Annotated in this window: 13 protein-coding genes; 9 read left to right on the forward strand and 4 right to left on the reverse strand. The window is 43.8% G+C overall.

Features of this window, described 5'->3' with window-relative positions:
* Window positions 1-2 precede the first annotated feature (2 nt).
* The 9 genes from lptF to NT239_12040 all read left to right on the forward strand — a co-directional run bounded on the left by lptF (window position 3) and on the right by NT239_12040 (window position 11,133).
* Window positions 3-1,064: an LPS export ABC transporter permease LptF gene (gene lptF / locus NT239_12000; protein XGA70494.1), complete on the forward strand. Its 1,062-nt coding sequence runs from the start codon at window positions 3-5 to the stop codon at window positions 1,062-1,064.
* A gap of 2 nt (window positions 1,065-1,066) precedes the next feature.
* Window positions 1,067-2,140, forward strand: coding sequence for an LPS export ABC transporter permease LptG (gene lptG / locus NT239_12005; GenBank protein ID XGA70495.1), 1,074 nt, complete (start codon window positions 1,067-1,069; stop codon window positions 2,138-2,140).
* A gap of 63 nt (window positions 2,141-2,203) precedes the next feature.
* Window positions 2,204-3,217, forward strand: coding sequence for a UDP-glucose 4-epimerase GalE (gene galE / locus NT239_12010; protein XGA70496.1), 1,014 nt, complete (start codon window positions 2,204-2,206; stop codon window positions 3,215-3,217).
* Between the two features lie 155 nt (window positions 3,218-3,372).
* Entirely contained in the window at window positions 3,373-5,028 is a 1,656-nt protein-coding gene (locus tag NT239_12015) for a hypothetical protein (GenBank protein XGA70497.1), read from the forward strand.
* Window positions 5,022-5,783 carry a prepilin-type N-terminal cleavage/methylation domain-containing protein gene (locus NT239_12020; protein ID XGA70498.1) on the forward strand — a complete coding sequence of 254 codons (762 nt, stop codon included), beginning with the start codon at window positions 5,022-5,024 and terminating at the stop codon, window positions 5,781-5,783. Before NT239_12015 ends, NT239_12020 begins: the two co-directional genes overlap by 7 nt.
* Window positions 5,784-5,889: 106 nt before the next feature.
* Window positions 5,890-7,200 (forward strand): nucleotide sugar dehydrogenase, encoded by a 1,311-nt coding sequence (locus tag NT239_12025; GenBank protein XGA70499.1) that lies wholly within the window; start codon window positions 5,890-5,892, stop codon window positions 7,198-7,200.
* A 148-nt stretch (window positions 7,201-7,348) separates the two neighbouring features.
* On the forward strand, window positions 7,349-8,500 hold the full coding sequence (locus NT239_12030) for a glycosyltransferase family 4 protein (protein ID XGA70500.1): 1,152 nt from the start codon (window positions 7,349-7,351) through the stop codon (window positions 8,498-8,500).
* A gap of 540 nt (window positions 8,501-9,040) precedes the next feature.
* Window positions 9,041-10,033, forward strand: a complete 993-nt coding sequence (locus NT239_12035) for an NAD-dependent epimerase/dehydratase family protein (GenBank protein ID XGA70501.1) — start codon at window positions 9,041-9,043, stop codon at window positions 10,031-10,033.
* A gap of 5 nt (window positions 10,034-10,038) precedes the next feature.
* The gene (locus tag NT239_12040) at window positions 10,039-11,133 is read left to right on the forward strand and encodes a DegT/DnrJ/EryC1/StrS family aminotransferase (protein XGA70502.1); all 1,095 of its coding nucleotides are present in this window, start codon (window positions 10,039-10,041) and stop codon (window positions 11,131-11,133) included.
* Window positions 11,134-11,155: 22 nt separating this feature from the next.
* Here the strand turns inward: NT239_12040 and NT239_12045 are convergent, their stop codons facing one another.
* The 4 genes from NT239_12045 to NT239_12060 all read right to left on the reverse strand — a co-directional run bounded on the left by NT239_12045 (window position 11,156) and on the right by NT239_12060 (window position 15,494).
* Window positions 11,156-12,076, reverse strand: coding sequence for a glycosyltransferase (locus NT239_12045; GenBank protein ID XGA70503.1), 921 nt, complete (start codon window positions 12,074-12,076; stop codon window positions 11,156-11,158).
* A gap of 137 nt (window positions 12,077-12,213) precedes the next feature.
* On the reverse strand, window positions 12,214-13,146 hold the full coding sequence (locus NT239_12050) for a glycosyl transferase (GenBank protein XGA70504.1): 933 nt from the start codon (window positions 13,144-13,146) through the stop codon (window positions 12,214-12,216).
* Window positions 13,139-13,855 carry a class I SAM-dependent methyltransferase gene (locus tag NT239_12055; protein ID XGA70505.1) on the reverse strand — a complete coding sequence of 239 codons (717 nt, stop codon included), beginning with the start codon at window positions 13,853-13,855 and terminating at the stop codon, window positions 13,139-13,141. The genes NT239_12050 and NT239_12055 overlap by 8 nt, the downstream gene beginning before the upstream one ends.
* Window positions 13,818-15,494: a methyltransferase, TIGR04325 family gene (locus NT239_12060; GenBank protein ID XGA70506.1), complete on the reverse strand. Its 1,677-nt coding sequence runs from the start codon at window positions 15,492-15,494 to the stop codon at window positions 13,818-13,820. Before NT239_12060 ends, NT239_12055 begins: the two co-directional genes overlap by 38 nt.
* Between the last annotated feature and the right edge of the window lies 1 nt (window position 15,495).

Below are 15,495 nucleotides of genomic sequence, written 5' to 3' on the forward strand. Positions count from 1 at the left end.
TGATGCTTTTTCGTAAAACCCTAATTCATGAAATGACTTGGATGGCCTTTGGCCTCTTTATCGTTTTATTGCTGATCGTGATGACCTCGCAAGTGGTGCGCTTGCTTGGCGAAGCGGCCCTGGGCGCACTGGCTTCCTCCGCTGTTTGGGCGGTGATGGGCTTTACCGCGGTGCGTTATTTGCCCACTTTATTCTCGTTGATGCTGTTTATTACGATTTTGTCGGTGATTACGCGGCTGTGGAAAGATCATGAGATGTTTGTCTGGTTTTCCGCTGGCCGCTCAATTTACAGCTTTATCACGCCGGTATTGATGATGGGCTTGCCAGTGGTGCTGCTGATCGGTGCATTATCACTAGGCGTGTCGCCATGGGCGCAATTGAAAGGCAAAGAATATCGCGAGGCTAGCTTGAAAAGCCAAGAAGTCACGCAGGTTGCGCCTGGTGTGTTTCGTGAATCGAAAGGGGCTGATCGCGTTTATTTTATTGAGAATTTTTCACCCGAGCGTGGTTTTGGCGAAAACGTCTTTATGCAAATTCGGCAAGATGGCAAGGTCAGCACCATTTTGGCTAATCAGGGTGGGATTGAGGTCGATGAAAATGGTGACCGCTGGTTGTGGTTAAAGCAGGCGAAAGCGTATCAAGGGATTCCTGGCGCTGCGCAATACGACATATTGCGCTTTGAGGAAGGGCGAATTCGCATTGATGATCCCTCAGCCCCAATAATCCAGCCCGCAACGGAAGCGACTAAAACTCGCGATTTGATCAAGGATTTAAACCCGCAGCGTTGGGCCGAGTTGCACTGGCGAATGGCCTTGCCGATACAGGCGCTGATATTAATGTTGGCAGCGATCCCGCTGGCGTTTGCTAATCCGCGTGGTGGGCGCTCATTTAATATTTTGTTTGCCGCGATTTTGGCGTTTGGGTATTACAACGCGATCAATGTGCTGCAAGCATGGATCGCGGCAGAGAAAATCCCAGGTGTAATTGGGATGTGGCCGTTGCATATATTAATGGCATTGCTGACGGCAGGGCTGTTTGTTTGGCGTAGCAAGGTGAGGGCTTAATCATGAATCGCCTTGGTCGCTATGTATTGCGCTCGGTGGCTTGGCATGTCGTTTTGACTTTGCTGGTCTTATTGGGCTTATTTGTCTTTTTTGATTTGATCGCTGAATTACGTGATGTTGGTAAAGACGGCTATCGCCTGCATCATGCGCTGATTTACGTGCTGCTCGAGTCACCATCGCGAATATATGATTTGCTACCGGTATCATTATTAATTGGCAGTATTTTTGCCCTGTCGGGATTGGCGGATAGCTCGCAAATTACCGTAATGCGTGCGGCAGGCGTCTCGATTTTGCGTTTTTGTGGCTGGTTAACGGTGGGGGGCGTGATTTTTGGCGCACTCACCTTTGCTATCGGCGAGTATTTGGCCCCACAGGCGAACGATGCCGCGACACGTTATCAAGTGGCAGCGAAGCAATCGGTGATGTTTGGTCGTTTTCGCTCGGGCGTGTGGATTAAAAACGGGGATCAAATTATTAATATATCTGCCATGCAGCCCGATTACAGTTTGCAAGGGGTGCGGGTCTATGTCCACGATCATGGGCATCAGCTGTTAAAAACAATGGAAGCGGAAAAGGCCACTTATCAAGGAGATGGGGAATGGGTGCTGACTAACGTGACGCAAACCCGTTTTTTTGTCGATTCAGTGAAAGTGACGCATGCGGCGCAAGCGCAATGGCAGGCGCAAGTCGAGCCGAAAATGCTGGCGGTGCTGATGATTAAGCCCAAAGACATGTCAGTCAGTGCGCTGGCACAATATATTCAGCATTTGAAAGACAATAAACAAAGTACCACGCGCTATCAATTGGCGTTTTGGAGCAAAATTTTCTATCCACTGGCCTGTTTGTCGATGATGCTGATCGCCTTGCCATTTGCCTTGGGGCAGCGCCGTAGCGGCAATGTGGGTGTGAAGATCTTCCTAGGTATTTTGCTGGGCGTGTCGTTCAATTTCATTAATCAAATGATGGGTTATATCGGCGAGTTGTATCGTTTACCGCCGATGCTGGCCGCCGCGCTGCCAACTTTGGCCTTATCTGCGCTGGCGGCGTTTTTCCTGTGGCGACAAGAAAATAGTTAATGATTCATTTCGCGTCGGTATTGTGCTGGCGCGAGCATAATTCTCAACTTGGATACCTATTGTATGTATGTCTTGCTAACTGGCGGTGCAGGTTATATTGGTTCACATACCTATATAGAATTATTAAGTTCAGGCTTTGTGCCGGTGATCTTTGATAATTTTTATAATTCGAATCCAGAAGTGCTCAATCGCATCAAAACCATTACTGGCCAAGAAGTGCTGTGCATTGAAGGTGATATTCGCGATTCAGCAGCAATGGATGCCGCGCTGGCGCAATATCCATTTTCTGCGGTGGTGCATTTTGCTGGCTGGAAAGCAGTTGGCGAATCGGTGGCTAAGCCACTGGAATACTACGATAACAACGTCGTAGGTACGCTGCGCTTGCTCGATGCGATGAAAAAAGCCGGCGTTAAAAATCTGGTGTTTTCATCCAGCGCAACTGTATATGGCGACCCGCATACGGTGCCGATTTTGGAGCATTTCCCACTCTCGGCGACCAATCCGTACGGCCGTAGCAAATTGATGATCGAAGACATGCTGCGCGATCTGCGCGTGGCCGATCCAAGCTGGAATATTGCGCTGTTGCGCTACTTTAATCCGGTGGGCGCGCACGAAAGTGGCCTGATCGGTGAAGACCCGCAAGGCATTCCGAATAATCTGATGCCGTTTGTCACGCAAGTGGCGGTGGGCAAGCGCGAAAAATTGTCGGTATTCGGCGGTGATTACCCAACGCCAGATGGTACGGGCGTACGTGATTATATTCACGTGGTGGATTTGGCCAAAGGTCACGTTAAAGCACTGCAAAAGCTGGCTACCAATCCGGGCAATGTCACTGTCAATCTGGGCACGGGCGTGGGTTATTCGGTGCTCGATATGGTCAAAGCGTTCGAATCTGCCTCTGCGCGTCCCGTGCCATACCAGATTGTTGACCGTCGTCCTGGCGACATTGCCGCGTGCTATGCCGACCCAAAGGCCGCGTTGGAACAATTGGGCTGGCGCGCAGAAAAAACCTTGCAAGATATGTGCAACGACAGCTGGCGCTGGCAAAGCGGTAACCCGAACGGCTACGCGGCATAACTTTAATAGCATTACTCCAATGATGTTGGCCAACTCAGCCTTGAGTTGGTTCGCCTAGCCAGCTATATCTCAAGAGCAATCCAATCTTATATAAGCCAATACGCAGAGTATTGGCTTGTAGCTTTTATAACGATTGATCTTGAGGGTGATACGGCATGGTGTATGGCGAAGGCCAAGCTCGGTTCAAACAATGTGGCGCGGTTGTGTTGCTGCTAATGTTGATACTGACGGTGGGAGTGGCCTCGCTATTGCTTACGCGATTACCAACGCGAAATCTTGAACAACAGCGACGAGAACAAAGTGTAGTTGTGCTTGAAGCAGCACGCCAAGCGCTATTGGCGTGGTCATTAACGCGCGATGGCACGGGCGGCAGTGGCAATTGCTCTGGATCTACAGGCCGAGCCTGCGCACCGCTTGAGCTACCTTGCCCCGCCAATCCCAATGAAACCGCGATCAATACCATTGGCACATCGATCACCAGCTGCAATAGCGCCAACAATCCTAGCTCACGCATTGGTTGGCTGCCGTGGAAAACGCTAGGCATTCCAAAACTCGTTGATGCCTATGGCGAGCCGCTGTGGTATGCAGTGGATTATGGATTTGTTGTGCGCACGCAGGACACTGAAGCGCGCAAAATCAATAGCGATAGTCTGAGTATGTTGCAGTTGCTGCGCATTTCGCAAAATATTGCGGGAGATGGCGAAAATCCTGCTGCAATTATCATTGCTCCAGGCCCACCATTAGCGGGGCAAATTAGAACGACTCCATTGGCCGTCGCGCAATTTTTAGAGGCAAAGGGCAGCGCAAATAATGCGTTAGCAACCGGTCCATTTGTCAGTGCGCCACAAAGTGATGCGTTTAACGATTTAATGCGCGTCATTACTGGCCATGAGCTGATTGTGGCAGCGCAGCCGCGTTTGGGGGCGGTGATTGCTAATCAGTTAGCGCAGTATTGGCAGGCCTATCAAACAAGTAATCCAACCATGGCGCAGGCCAAACAATGGGGTACTGTGCCGCAAAAAGCCACAGCCGCTGCTGCGCCCGATTGTGCTCCTGCATGGAGTGCTAGCGTTAGCTATCAAGTCGGGGAGCTGGTTAGTGCTAGTTCTGCTGGTGGCGCTACTTGGCGAAACTATATGGCTCAGTCATCTTCTATTGGCGCCGCGCCACCAGACTACCCCGCTGTTTGGTTGGTCGCAGCGCTTTGTTCGGCACCCACACCCAGTGCTGAACCCAGTGTGACTACAACCCCATCGCCTGTATCGAGCTCCACGCCTTATTCGGAAGATCATCCAGAGGTATACCCATATCCTGCTGATTTAGTCGGCGATGCTAAATGCCGCGATAATGTGATTTATTCAGCAAATGCGGGCTGTCGTAGTCAAAGTAATTTGTGCTGCGGCATCTTGCCACGTGCTATTGATGATTGGACAGGGCTGGGCAAATTAGCGATCCCTGCGGCCAGCCAGTTGCCAACATGGTTCCACCAAAATATCTGGCATCGTGCAGTGCTGTACGCCGTGCGGCAAGGCGCCAGCTGCAGTGGCATGTTTTATCTGGATGGCGTGGCTGAACCCAATATTGATGCGCTGTTTATCTTGCCCAGCGCACCACGTATCGCGCGCGCAGATAATTTAAAAACCGCAGCCGCGGCGAGCAGTGATTTAAGCCTGTATTTAGAAGATGCTGGTAATCAAAATAAATGGCTAAACCCCAATGATCGCCATTTTGTCAGCCCGAGTTGTGCGAGTAACGATCAGCTTTATATCTGCCAGCAAGGGGTCTGCACGGCAAGGGAGAAGGCATGTTAAGACATAAAAAATGGCCGCGACAAAGCGGTTTTTCCCTCGTAGAAATGGCGATTGTATTGCTGATCATTGGCATCTTGCTCGCATCCGGCTTGGGCGCGCTGACAGGGCAAATGGCGGCACAGCGCTATGCTGATACGAAGAAAATGCTGGAGCAGGCCAATGAAGCATTGCTGGGCTTTGCGCTCGCCAATAATCACTTGCCTTGCCCGGCTGATCCCGCGCTACTGAATGCCGACGCCAACGCGGGGACTGAAGAACGCCAAAGCGCCGGCAGTGCCAACGCTTACCGCTGCGTACGCAGTTATGGCGATCTACCTTGGCGAGATTTAGGTCTGCCCGAGCTGGACTCATGGGGGCGTCGCCTCAAATACGCCGTGGTCACCAATCCCACCGGTGGAACCGCCAGCTACGCCGGAGATTTTGCCGGATCAAACCCTACAGCAGGCACCACGTGCGGCCTGCCGACCAATAAACCCTGCTTCACACTCCAAAGCACCGCCAACCTCACCATTCGCTCTGCTACTCGCCGCGACGGAGTGGCGGTGACCTCGCGCGTGCTAGTGAGCAATGCAGTGGTGGTGGTTTTTTCGGAAGGGGAAAAAGGCGCTCTTGGCACGACAGACGAAAACGAAAACAGGAATGGAGATATTAACTTCCGAGCCGATGCCCCAGTTACTGAATTTGATGACTTGATAATCTGGCTTCACAGTAATCAATTGCGCTATCAACTCACCCAGGCCCGAAAATTACCATAGTGCGTGCTTTTCTGTGGGGGGAAACACAAAAAGCGCATTAGGACTAGCGTCTTCATATGTGCTCTAGTAGGCTTTGCTAATTCGGGATCAAGCGTAGGATTGGCAGATGAACAAGGCACTTACAGAGCTAGACGTCCGTTTAGCAAATCGAACCGTGGTAGTTGGCATATATGGCTTGGGTTATGTTGGGTTGCCGTTAGCATTAAGATTTGCCGAGGTGGGTGTTAAGGTTATTGGTTTTGATATTGATCAAAACAAAGTGGAACTGATTGGCCGGGGGCAAAGTTACATTGAGCGGATCACTCCGTTGGAAATTACTGCTGCACAAAAGCATGGACTGGAAGCCACAACCGACTTTAGCCGCACTGTAGAAGCCGATGCGTTGATAATTTGTGTGCCAACCCCGTTGGATCGTCATCATGCCCCTGATCTAAGTTATGTAACCGATACAGTTGACGCGCTATTGCCTTTTTTTCGAGATGGGCAGCTATTGAGCTTGGAAAGCACCACCTACCCAGGGACTACAGAAGAGGTGTTAGCCCCAAGATTGTTGGCAAGGGGGTTCACCCCAGGCGTAAATTGCGCACTGCTGTTTTCCCCTGAGCGCGAAGACCCAGGGAATCCAAATTTCACGACTAAAGATATTCCAAAGGTTGTGGGAGGCATGACGCCAGCCTGCCTTGAGTTGGGTAAAAAATTATATTCCCTTGCAATTGATCAGGTGGTGCCTGTGAGTAGCCCACGCGTCGCAGAAATGAGTAAATTGCTGGAAAATATCCATCGAGCTGTAAATATCGGTCTTGTAAATGAAATGAAAATTGTGGCGGATAAGATGGGTATTGATATTTTTGAAGTAATCCGCGCGGCAGCCACCAAACCATTTGGCTTTGTTCCATATTACCCAGGACCAGGGTTGGGCGGGCATTGCATCCCGATTGACCCATTCTATCTTACGTGGAAAGCAAAAGAATATGGTGTGAATACACGATTTATCGAGCTAGCAGGTGAAGTTAATCACTATATGCCTAAATATGTCGTTGAGAAAATAACCGAGGCGTTGAATAATCGAGGTAAGGCGCTTAAAAACAGCAAAATACTAATTTTGGGCATTGCATATAAAAAAAATATCGATGACACGAGGGAATCTCCTTCCATCGAGATAATGGATCTTTTGGTGCAACGAGGCTGCTTCATTGCGTATTCTGACCCACATGTATCTTCATTTCCAATTAAGCGAGATTACCGATTTGATTTACAGTCAGTACCGATTAATGAAGCATCTCTCAATGATTTTGACTGTGTAGTACTGGCAACAGATCATGATGCATTCGAGTACGAATTAATAATGAATCAAGCAAGGCTAATTATTGATTGTCGTGGTCGATTCGTTAAAGGTATCAATGTTGTTGCTGCGTGAATAAGAGTCAGCTAAAGGTGTCATTGATGCATGCGCTGCATTTTTTGCCCAGCTTTAAGTCTTGGGACATGATTAAATTGGCCTACTAGGCTCTCCCAGTCTTGGCTGGCTTCAGTTCGAAATTTAAATTGATTTTGAGTGACTATACATGCTGTCTACTCGCCCTCGTATTTTACACATGACCCGTAATTTGCCTCCGCTTGTTGGTGGTATGGAGCGATTGAACTGGCATATTGCTGATGAATTAGCCAATTATGCTGATGTTCATGTCATGGGGCCTGATGGGTCTTACAATTCAAAGCCTAAGCAAGTCCAGTTGTCGGAGATTTCATTACGACCACTATGGAAGTTTTTATTGCTTGCGAAGATATATGGGGTTTTTCTTGCTAAAAAATTTAAGCCAGATATTGTTCTAGCTGGAAGTGGGTTGATGGCTCCTGCAGCATTGTTCGCCGCTCGCATTACCGGCGCTCGTGCATGTGTCTATGTCCATGGATTAGATGTCGCTGTTATGCATCCAATTTATCGCGCCCTATGGCACCCGGCTATTCGCCACATGGATGCGGTGATTGCCAATAGCTTGCCTACAGCCGAACTAGCTCAAGAGATTGGTGTTAACCCAAAGAAAATCAATATCGTGCATCCAGGCGTAGATATTCCGAAATCACGGCAAGCCATGGCAGCATTGCAGGCTTTTCGACTACAGCATGGTTTGGGAAACGCTCGAATTTTATTGTCAATTGGACGTCTAACCACTAGAAAAGGGTTGCGTGAGTTCGTGTTGGAGGCATTGCCTGCAATTGTCAAGGTGGAGCCACATACCTTGCTAGTTGTAATTGGTGATGCCCCAAGTGATGCTTTGCGTGCAGGGGCACAGTCTCGCGAAAGTATTCAAGCAGCTGCTGCTACAGTTGGTGTGAGTCAGAATTTGCGTTTCTTGGGCGTTGTTACCGACCCGATAGAATTGGCGCTTGCCTATGAAAGTGCTGAATTGCATGTATTCCCAGTGCGCACACTTCCCGGTGACCCTGAGGGTTTTGGAATGGTTGCGATCGAAGCGGCAGCTCACGGTTTGCCAACTGTTGCATTTGCTTCAGGAGGGGTTATTGAGGCTGTTGCCAATGAACGTTCCGGTGTTCTGGTACCCCCTGGAGATTATCCCGCATTTGCTCAGGCTGTTTTAAACGTACTCGCTGCAGATAAGGCAGTATTTTCTCGCTCAGCTTCTGATTTCGCTAAGGAGTTTGCCTGGCCTGAATTTGGTAGTAAGCTATTTCCGTTGTTGCAAAATCAAATCTAAATTAGCATTTGCAACAAGTTTCTTTTCTTGTTGATTGTGACAATCAACTAACCTTTTGGAAAGAATGGTCATTTTTAGGATTTAAAAACCACGTGCAGATCAATGGTTTACATTTCCAATAAATGAAGCTACTTTCTAAAAGATTAGTAAGCCAAACTTTGAGCCCGTGTGGCTATAGAACGCTCATCATGAAGCTTGAACGCGCACTGGTGTCTCAGCTGGCTGGGCTATAGCTTACGGACTCAAGCTGAATGAGAAGTGCGAGGAAAACTATATTGAATTCGAAACCAATCACTTGCACGATAGAATTAGTATCCCTCCTTGAGATAAGGTTACTAACCTTTTGACAAGCAGAGTCATTTTTATTGAGAAAGGTCCCTTGTAGATCGGGGGACTACATTTTAGAAAAATGAATCTACTTTTGCAGAGATTAGTACGTTGTCTAATTTTTCTGAATTTGAATGCGCTAAAAAAGTTAAACACACTCGACGTTAAAGTTCTGACGTTTGCATTGAAAAATTGTTCAAAGGGTCATAGAGCATGAAGATCTCTCAATTTAGCGGGAAAAAAGTTTTAATTACTGGTGGTCTTGGTTTTATTGGCTCGAGTCTGGCTATGAGGCTTGTTGAGTTGGGAGCGGAAGTTTTACTGGTAGATAGTCTTATACCCGAATATGGTGGCAATTTATGGAATGTTGAATCGGTTAAAAATAATTTGCGAATTAATATCTCTGATGTACGCGATCCACATTCTTTGAAGTATTTAATAAAGGGGCAGGATTATTTGTTTAACTTGGCTGGTCAAACTAGTCATGTTGACTCAATGCAGAATCCTTTTATAGATCTCGATATAAATGCACACTCTCAGCTTTCAATACTAGAGGCGTGTCGACAACATAATCCAGATGTTAAAGTTGTTTTTGCTAGCACAAGGCAGTTATATGGAGCCCCAAAATATTTACCCGTGGATGAAAACCATCCACTTCACCCTGTTGATGTAAATGGGATTAATAAAATGGCTGGTGAAGGATATCACCTGCTATACAATCAGATCTATGGCATACGTTCTGTAATATTGCGATTAACGAATACATACGGTCCTAGAATGCGTGTTAAAGATGCTCGACAAACTTTTTTAGGAATATGGATTAAGAAGATACTATGTGGCGAGGCATTCCAAGTTTTTGGCGATGGATTGCAATTGCGTGATTTTAACTATGTAGATGATGTGACTGATGCTATGTTACTCTCCGCCTTGTCAGAAGATGCGAATGGACAAATTTTTAATCTTGGCGATTCAAATCCCGTAAATCTTATCGCGTTAGCAGAATGTCTTTGTCGCTTAGAGCCTGCCGGTCGTTTTGAATTAATACCATTTCCACCGGAAAGAAAGGCAATTGATATTGGTGATTATTATGCAAATTACCAGCTCATTCAGCATAAGTTAGGCTGGGAGCCACAATGCCATCTAGAAGAAGGCTTGAATAAGACGCTGAATTTTTATCGTGAATTTGGTCTTCATTATTGGGATTAACTTTTATGAATATGATTCCTGTTGCCAATCCACAAGCTCAGGTGAGTGCTCTACGTACCGAAATTGATAAGGCAATATCAAAATTTTTATCAGGTAATGTCTACATTTTGGGATCTGAGGTATCTGCTTTCGAGCAGGAGTTTGCTTCATACCTTGGGGCATTATTTGCTTGTGGGGTCGCGAATGGAACTGATGCAATTCGTCTTGCATTAATGGCGGTTGGCGTACAAGCCGGAGATGAAGTGATCACTGTTTCTCATTCAGCAGTAGCAACAGTAGCTGCGATTGTAGAAGTTGGCGCTGTTCCGGTTATGGTGGACATAGATCCGCAAACCTATTGTATTGATATTGCTGCAATTAGGTCTGCTATTACGCCAAAAACACGAGCAATTGTTCCGGTGCATATTTATGGGCATCCTGCAGATATGCTTTCTATTATGCAGTTAGCGAAAGAATTCAATTTAAAAGTTGTGGAAGATTGTGCTCAGGCACATGGTGCATCAATACTTGGAAAGAAAATTGGCACTTTTGGTGATGCTGCGGCATTTAGTTTTTATCCCACTAAAAATTTGGGGGCTCTGGGTGATGGTGGTGCTGTTGTGTGCCAAGATCCAATTATCAACGAGCGTGTAAAAAATTTAAGACAGTACGGTTGGAAAACCCGTTATATCAGCGATTGTCATGGGATTAATTCTCGTCTTGATGAAATACAAGCTGCAATATTAAGGGTGAAATTGAAGTATTTAGAAACTGGTAATCAGCGGCGTAGGGAAATCGGAGCTCAATATTCTGCTGCGTTAAGCAATAGTGGTGTCATTGCTCCCTATACTTGTGAAGGCGTAAAGCATGCAATGCATTTATATGTAGTACAAAGCAAAAATCGTGATGCATTATCTGTCTATCTAAGAGAGGAAGGTATTGCTACGGCGCTTCATTATCCAGCGGCAATTCATCAGCAGGCGGCATATCGCATTGAAGCATCGTTAGTGCAAACGGAGTCCATATATAAAAATATATTGAGTCTTCCTATGTTTCCTGAGTTGAGTGAAGCGCAAGTCGAATATATCTGTCAGGTATTGCGGGTTTGGGATAAGGACTGAAGTTATCTAGAAGGAAAGCTGCTCATTCAAGATGCTTTGAACTAATTAGTATGTAGAAAGATTGAGCAATATCCCGCCATGTTTGAGTTTTACAGGTATATGAGTAATGGTTTTCTAATGAATCAATTATTTTTTGATTGGCATTTTTATCATCGTTTAAATCTAGTAGCAACGATTGCTGATCGTTGAGAATCCATTCAATCGACTTTGTTCTAGAGCACAAAATTCGCCGATTACAACTAAGAGCTTCATATATTTTAACAGGAGATGCATAGCTACCAAAAGAATCTTCTTTGTTAAGACAAAGAACTATATTGCATGCATTAATTAATTGCGGGATTTTCTCTGAAGCAATGTAGCCTAAATTGGTAATTTTTGCATGTGTGGTTAATTGACGGTCTAATTTTCGTCCGCTTATAAATATTTGAATATCGTTTCGATCTATGATGTGATCTGCAAGTTTTAATAAAAAAGGTTGATTTCTGTGCTTGTCAATAGACCCAAAGTGTCCAATTATTTTTATTGAAGGGTCAATATTAAAGTGGTGTCGACATTTTTTTAGGTCTAGTGGTACAAAGTTTGGATCAGCTGCCATTGGAATTACTTTCGACAATCCAGTGAAACTTGAATTTTTCAGTAAAAGGTTAAGCAGTGGAGTCGAAGAAGCTGTTAAATAATCTGCTTGGTGGCATGCCTTGCGCCATGCATAATGCAAAGGTTTGAAATAAGGAGTATAGGATTCGTAGTTGTCATATGCATCAATGAGTAGTTTACACTTGGCTTCTTTTGCGATTGAGGCAGCTAAAATGCCAATCCATGAGTCAGAAAAACTAACAATTATGTCGATTTTTTTATTTCTTACGATGTCAAGCAAATTTTTTTTTAAATGCAAATTAGGGCGGAACACATAATGACTATTATGTTTTAAACTATTACTCTGCATCGATATATCGATATATACATTAGTGACTTGTGCGGATGTTTCGTTTTGGATAAAGTCTGGAATGTAGTGAAACCTACCATATGGCGAGTTGACAAGATCTCTGCCTTGAGTGTAACGCTTGCAAAGAAATAGAATATTCATAATTTAAATTGGTGATAAAGGTTTAATTGCTTAACATGTCTATAGATTCCGACAATGAGCCCGGCAAGAGAACCTAGAAGACCCAGTGACTTGCGCTGTGGCTCTAGAATTATATTCTGCTCTTTAAGCTCTGAAATCGTTCTTCTTAGATCTCTAAAATATAAAGAGTAAACATAATTTAATGTTGGTGCTGGAATCCAATTGCCACTCCTTACTATATAACGTTCACTCAGTCTTACATCATGGAAGTGATAAAGTACAGCCTCTGAGTGTGGATAACGCATTGCATTCCAAGGTGCTTGAGTTAACTCGGGCTTTGATAAAACATGCACTTGGCTTGGATAGTCAGTTGGCCATGTATCTAAATATTTTTGGTCACCAAATCGACCATTTTCCGCTCGTGCATAACACCATTCTATGCATTGCTGCTGCCAAATATCTAAAATTTCCTTACTGCCCTCTCGCTTGAAAATCATAAATTGAACACAGAAATAACCATTTTCTGAGGATTTGTCATAAGCAGAATAAAATCCATGTTGTGTTATAAGTACAGATTTATTTGATTTTTCGAATTCGGTGTGAATAATTTCTAAATCTTTCAAGAAGTACAAATCTGCATCAATGTATGTAACTTCATTGATGTCAGGGTTCAAATCAAATATAAATTGTGGGCAAAAGGGAGTTAATGTCCAACAATACTCGCCTTTAGTTCTTGTTTTTTTTACTTCTACTAATTGTTGATTTTCTACTGTGCTTAGTAGAATGGGTCTCAGGTCTGGTCGCGATTTGAAGGAGATGAAATCAAATGTAATTTGATCAATACAAATGACCCACAGAGTAAAGTTTTTCGAATGTTTGGCTAAAGAGTAATACAGTGTAAGACCTTGTGGAAGATAATTTTTATCAAATAGCGTGACGTAATTACGCATGATTTATCCTTTGCGCAACAATGACCTGATCTAGAAATATCGAGTCAGGCATAGAAAAGAATTTAAATATTAATGAGAGAGGATTTAGTGTAAAGCTTGCTGCTATCAGCAAAATTAATCGAAGTGGCCTCGGTAGGTTTTTGCTACTGTCATATATAGAGCTTAAAATTGTCTGTAGTATTGTATTTGGGCTATTGCCAACTTTAGTCTGAGAGATAATTGAAAGCCTATTATCATTGAGTAATTTACTAATGCCAAATGATGTGTAGCGTGCATAGTCATGAGGTTGCTCATGTTCTGCCCAGAAAAAAGGGATTGTAATTATGATTTTGGCACTAGGTTTTGCAACGCGGGTTAACTCTGATAAAAATTCATCAGGTTCAAAAATATGCTCAAGTACTTGACTAATTAATATTGTATCAAAAGTATTATCGGAGAATGGAAGGTGGCTGCCATTGTAATAAATATCGGCCGTGGAATTTTGATTCTTAGTGGGGAATTTTTCAATTCCAATATAAGTGCAAGTTTTAAAAATCTCTTGATATGGCTTTGATCCACAACCCAAATCAAGCAGAAAACCTTTTGCATGATGGGACTGTGCTTTCACCGAGTGATATAAACCCGCTCTCGCAATGTAAAAAGGGTTTGTTAAGAGTGAGTATATATTAGGTTCAAATCCTATTTTTCTTTTTTGCGATGATGTTAACATACCTTATTTCCAATCCTGTATATGTACTATGCGATGTAGATTCAAATTCTATGGTGGTAACGGTGTAAAATTTTTCAATTTTGGACAAAAGTAAAGAAAGTGAAAATACCCAGATAGGGTAACTTGCTTCGTAAATGTTGCTTGGAACTTTTTGTACGAAGCAACGCTGAATACTTAATTCAGCAGTTGGTAGCATTCTGAAAAATAATATTTGATGCTCTTGGTGGTTAATTACTTTATCAAGTAACTCCATTGGAGATTCGATGTATTGAAGGCTATTCGAAAAAATAAGTGCTGTAGAGTTCTCCAGTTCATCGTGGATGCTTCTATGAAAATATATATGTGATGGAAAGTTGAGTTGTTTTGCTGCGGCAATAAACTTGGGTTGCTCAATTATGTGCCATTCTAAATTAACTTTTGTGTGCAGTATTTCCTTGTGGCGAAAATACAAAGAAGCTAACCCTCCCCCAAAGTCAATTATTCTTGAGTTTTTTGGCAAATCTGAGAGAAAATTCGCAACAATCGGTTCATTTGCCGGCGAATGGAATAAACGTGAATCTCGTTCATACACCGCAATTCCGTCAATTACTTGCTTGGTGCTTTCTAGCGTTTTATTGATTATGTTGTCACTGTCATAGCCTGTGGAGTTATCAAGTGCTTTACTCCAAGATTCATAAGGACCATTGAATGAGATTTTTCGAGCATGTGCTATATTGTAAGTCCATTTTCTTATTTTCATCCAAATTGAGTTGTAATTGTGAAATAAAAATAGATAGCAATGATCAAATTTTGACGAATTCTTCTTAAAAAAACTACTAAATTGATTGTATGCGGCTGCTGAATGCTCTGGCAGAGGTGTTTCGTGTGGTACAAAGTCCGCAATTTCAGTGCAATAGATGTCACTTTTCTTTGAATGCGTGCCAGATGCATCATTTCCAATATTTTTTATGAATGATAATTTTGAATAGAGTGTAAGTTTATTCTGTAAAACAGCGCTTGCATGCCAGCGTATAGCCCATGACTGACTTTGATTTTTAACGACCTTTTTGAGTAGTCTGCTGAATGGCGCTTTTCCATTATAATCAAAATAATTAAGCTGATCAGTTTTTACTAGTTCCTCATACAACGCTTTAGCGTTAGGATTGAATAACTGCCAGCCTCGTTTCCAGGTGCCCCATCCCCAGCAATCTGCACCTTTTAGAAAAAATACATCAGGTAACTCATTGTGAATTGGGTAGCTGTAGGCGTGTATACTTAATACATCATGAGCATCCTTATAGTAATTCAGGTATTTATTCATGAATTCGAGAAAGTATTCGCTGCAAATTAAGTCGTCCTCTAGAATAATTGCCTGTTCATGAGTTTCAAATATTTTATTAAGCGAGTTAATAATGCTGGTGGATAACCCTTGATTGCTTTGGCTGTAGTGTCTTGTTAGTGATTTGAAAAAAAAATCCTGGTCATTAATTATGGATCTACATGCTTCAACATTTTTGATGTCTTGGTCTGATTTTGGCCCATCCGAGAAAACAATTAGATCTGTTTCTATAGCAAGCTTATTTTTTTTAAGGCTGTTAATTACAGCCGACAAATGTGCTGGGCGATTATAAATAAAAAGTATTACTGGCGCTACGTGCATG

The sequence above is a fragment of the Chitinibacter sp. SCUT-21 genome, from assembly GCA_041874755.1.
Classification (GTDB): domain Bacteria; phylum Pseudomonadota; class Gammaproteobacteria; order Burkholderiales; family Chitinibacteraceae; genus Chitinibacter.